Raw genomic sequence first — 3,159 nt, forward strand, 5'->3', positions numbered from 1 at the left:
TGCAGCCGTTCGATGCGCCGGCGGATGCGACCAGCGTCGCCGACCTCATCGACCAGATCGGCTCCGAAAAGATGTTCCTGTTCGCATCGGACTATCCGCATTGGCAGTTCGACGGCGACGACGCCATGCCGCCAAACCTGCCGGAAAACATCGTGGCGCGCATGTGCGTGGAAAATCCGCTCGAAACCTTTCCGCGGCTGCAGCTCGCGGCATAGCGCATGGCCCGAAAAAGTGGGAACCGGTTTTTCGAAACAGGCCATGCGCCAAAAAATAGAGGAGGATTGCATGAGTGACGTCCTCGACCGTCCGCTCACCGAGCAGGAAGCGACCGCCGCCACAAGGCTGCGCGTCATCGATTGCGACATCCATCCGAGCATTTTTGCGCATTCCGATCTCAACGAATTCCTGCCAAAGCGTTGGCAGGAGCACCTGAAGACCTTTGGCGGCCATCTGCGCACGCCCTATATCGGTACCACGCCCTATCCGCGCTCCTCGCCCTTGATCTGCCGGCGTGACGCCTGGCCGCCGACCGGCGGCGTGCCGGGTTCCGATCTCGCCTTCATGCGGAAGCAGCATCTCGATCCGCTCGATGTCGAATTCGGCATTCTGCAGGTGCTGGATCTGTTCATCTTCTCGCAGCAGAATCTCGAATTTGGTGCCGCGATCCAGCGCGCCATCAACGACTGGCAGCTCGCCTTCTGGGCCCATCGCGACCCGCGGCTGAAGGCATCGATCCTGGCTGGCCAGGACGACACCCAGCTTGCAATTGCCGAGATCGAGCGCTGCGCCAAGACCGGCGAATACATCCAGATCAACGTCTCGCCGCGCGCCAACGAGCCGCTGGGACGCCGCCGCTACTGGCCGATCTATGCACGCGCCCAGGAGCTCGGCCTGCCGCTAGGCATCCATGTCGGCGGCTATGGCGGGCATGCGCCGACCGGCAGCGGCTGGCCGTCCTATTATGTCGAGGAGCACCAGTCGAATGCGCACACCATGGCGGCGCAGCTCGCGAGCCTCGTCATCGAAGGCGTGCCCGAGCGCTTCCCAAAACTGAAGATCGTGTTCATCGAGGGCGGTTTTGGCTGGATCGCCTCCGCGATGTGGCGGATGGACCGGCATTTTGAACGCTTCCGCAGCGAGGTGCCGCATCTGAAACGCAGGCCGTCCGAATATGTCAAAGAGCAGTTCTGGTTCACGACGCAGCCGATCGATGAGCCCGACGAGGCGCGGCATCTGCGCCAGCTGATCGAATGGGTCGGCGTGGAGCGGCTGTTGTTCTCGTCCGACTATCCGCATTGGGATTTTGACGATCCGCGTTTCGCCTTCAAGACGCCGCTCACGGACGCCGAACGGAACAAGATTTTCAACACCAACGCCCGCGCGGTCTACAATTTCTAATGGCCCGGCACGTCGTCGCCCGCACCTCCGAGATCCCGCCCGGCGGCAACAAGGTCGTCGCGATCGACGGCCGCGACATCGTCGTGTTCCATGTCAATGGCGGGTTCTTCGCGCTGCTCAATCGCTGTCCGCATGAGGGCGCGCCGCTCGACAAGGCGGCGTGCGTCGCGCGGCTGACCTCGCCGGAACCCGGCGTCTACCAGCGCTCGCGAGTCGGCGAGCTCCTGCGCTGTGCCTGGCACGGCTGGGAATTCGACATGCGGAGCGGTCAGTCCTGGTTCGATCCGAAGCGCGTCAAGGTGCGGTGCTACCCGGTCGCGGTCGAGCGCGGCGAGGAACTGGCCGCTGAGATGAAGAAAGGGCCTTATGTCGCAGAGACCTTTCCCGTCCATGTCGAGGACGCTTACGTCATTGTGGACGCATGAGGTGGCTTCATTCGACTTGCGTGAGGCACGTGCTATAAGCCCGCACCTTTGATGATCGGGAAGGTGCAGGTGGAATGTCGAAACAGGAGATGCGTGAAGAGGCCGACCGCCTGATCCGCGAAGCGATGGCGCGCAAAACCGTCGTCGTGAAGCAGGGCAATACCCGCATCGAGGCGGTCTGCGGCAAATGTGGCGCGCCCAACCGCCTTCAGGCGGAAAAGGGCGCAAGGCGGGTCAAATTCGCGTGCAAGGAATGCGGGCACAAGCAGGAGACGCTGTGAGAAAATTCCTTGTCGTTCCGAGGCGCGCTCACGCATCATCGCCCGGCTTGGTGTTTAGTTCGGCGAGAGGGCGATCCAGTATTCCAGAGAAGCCAGCGTTTTACTGAGAGCGTGCGGCGTACTGGATATTCCGCTTTCTCGCGGGGTATGACAGTGGTGTTTGTGGTGGCAGCGTCGAGTTACTTCCCCTTCACGAAAGCCGCGAAGGCGTCGGCATAGTCCTTGTGCCAGCGCGACAGCGGCGGCCGGTTCTCGACGATGTCGCCGGCCGCCCAGAGGATGCGCCGCTCGTCGAGGCTGCGCGGCACGTCGTTGTCGGGACACAGGACGTAGAAATCGCCCATGCTCACGCGCTCGATCATAAAGTCAGCCGTCTGTTCCGGCGTCCACGCGGCGGCTGGCTTCTCGACCCGGCCATGCGCGCTCAATGGCGTGAAGACGAAGCCGGGGATGAACAGATGCGCGGTGACCTGACAACCGGGCGCGTTGCGCAGCTCATGCTGCAATGCTTCGGTAAAGGCCTTCACGCCGGCTTTCGAGACATTGTAGGCGGGATCGCCGGGCGGCGTGGTGATGCCCTGCTTGGAGCCGGTGTTGATGATGAGGCCGGGACGGCCGCGCTCGATCATGAAGGGCGCGAACACTTGCGAGCCGTGGACGACGCCCCAGAGGTTGACGCCAAGAATGCGCTGCCAATTGTCTTCAGGGCCGAACATCTTGCTGCCGGGTTGAATGCCGGCATTGTTCATCAAAATGTCGGTGCCGCCGAAACGCTTTTGCACGGCGCCTTCCAGCGCCACGACGTCGTTGCGCCGGCTAATGTCCACAGTCATCGTCATGATACTGGTCTCGCCACGCGGCGCGACCGCTGCGAGTTTTTTGGCGGCCTCGGCGAGGCGGTCGGCGCCGATGTCGGCGATACAGACCTTCATGCCGAGGCCTGCAAAGCGCAGCGCAGCGGCCAGCCCGATGCCGGAAGCACCTCCGGTGATGACCGCAACATGATCTGACGACATCGCAGGGTGGGACATCGGCACGCTCCGGGCTTTTCTGCT

Annotated in this window: 5 protein-coding genes; 4 read left to right on the top strand and 1 reads right to left on the bottom strand. The window is 62.7% G+C overall.

Annotation, left to right across the window (positions count from 1 at the left end; translation table 11 throughout):
- The 4 genes from JOZ76_RS10835 to JOZ76_RS10850 form a co-directional block, all read left to right on the top strand.
- The coding region (locus JOZ76_RS10835) for an amidohydrolase family protein (protein WP_291698630.1) at positions 1-215 on the top strand (215 nt) is incomplete at its 5' end.
- Positions 216-285: 70 nt separating this feature from the next.
- Positions 286-1,398: an amidohydrolase family protein gene (locus tag JOZ76_RS10840; RefSeq protein ID WP_291698631.1), complete on the top strand. Its 1,113-nt coding sequence runs from the start codon at positions 286-288 to the stop codon at positions 1,396-1,398.
- Positions 1,398-1,823, top strand: a complete 426-nt coding sequence (locus JOZ76_RS10845; protein ID WP_291698632.1) for a Rieske (2Fe-2S) protein — start codon at positions 1,398-1,400, stop codon at positions 1,821-1,823. Before JOZ76_RS10840 ends, JOZ76_RS10845 begins: the two co-directional genes overlap by 1 nt.
- 74 nt (positions 1,824-1,897) lie before the next feature.
- Positions 1,898-2,104: a hypothetical protein gene (locus tag JOZ76_RS10850; RefSeq protein WP_291698633.1), complete on the top strand. Its 207-nt coding sequence runs from the start codon at positions 1,898-1,900 to the stop codon at positions 2,102-2,104.
- A 179-nt stretch (positions 2,105-2,283) separates the two neighbouring features.
- On the opposite strand, the gene JOZ76_RS10855 is transcribed toward JOZ76_RS10850, so the two are convergent.
- Positions 2,284-3,135, bottom strand: a complete 852-nt coding sequence (locus tag JOZ76_RS10855; protein ID WP_291698634.1) for an SDR family NAD(P)-dependent oxidoreductase — start codon at positions 3,133-3,135, stop codon at positions 2,284-2,286.
- Between the last annotated feature and the right edge of the window lie 24 nt (positions 3,136-3,159).

Origin of the sequence: Bradyrhizobium sp., from assembly GCF_019244115.1 — a bacterium.
Taxonomy (GTDB): Bacteria; Pseudomonadota; Alphaproteobacteria; order Rhizobiales; family Xanthobacteraceae; genus Bradyrhizobium.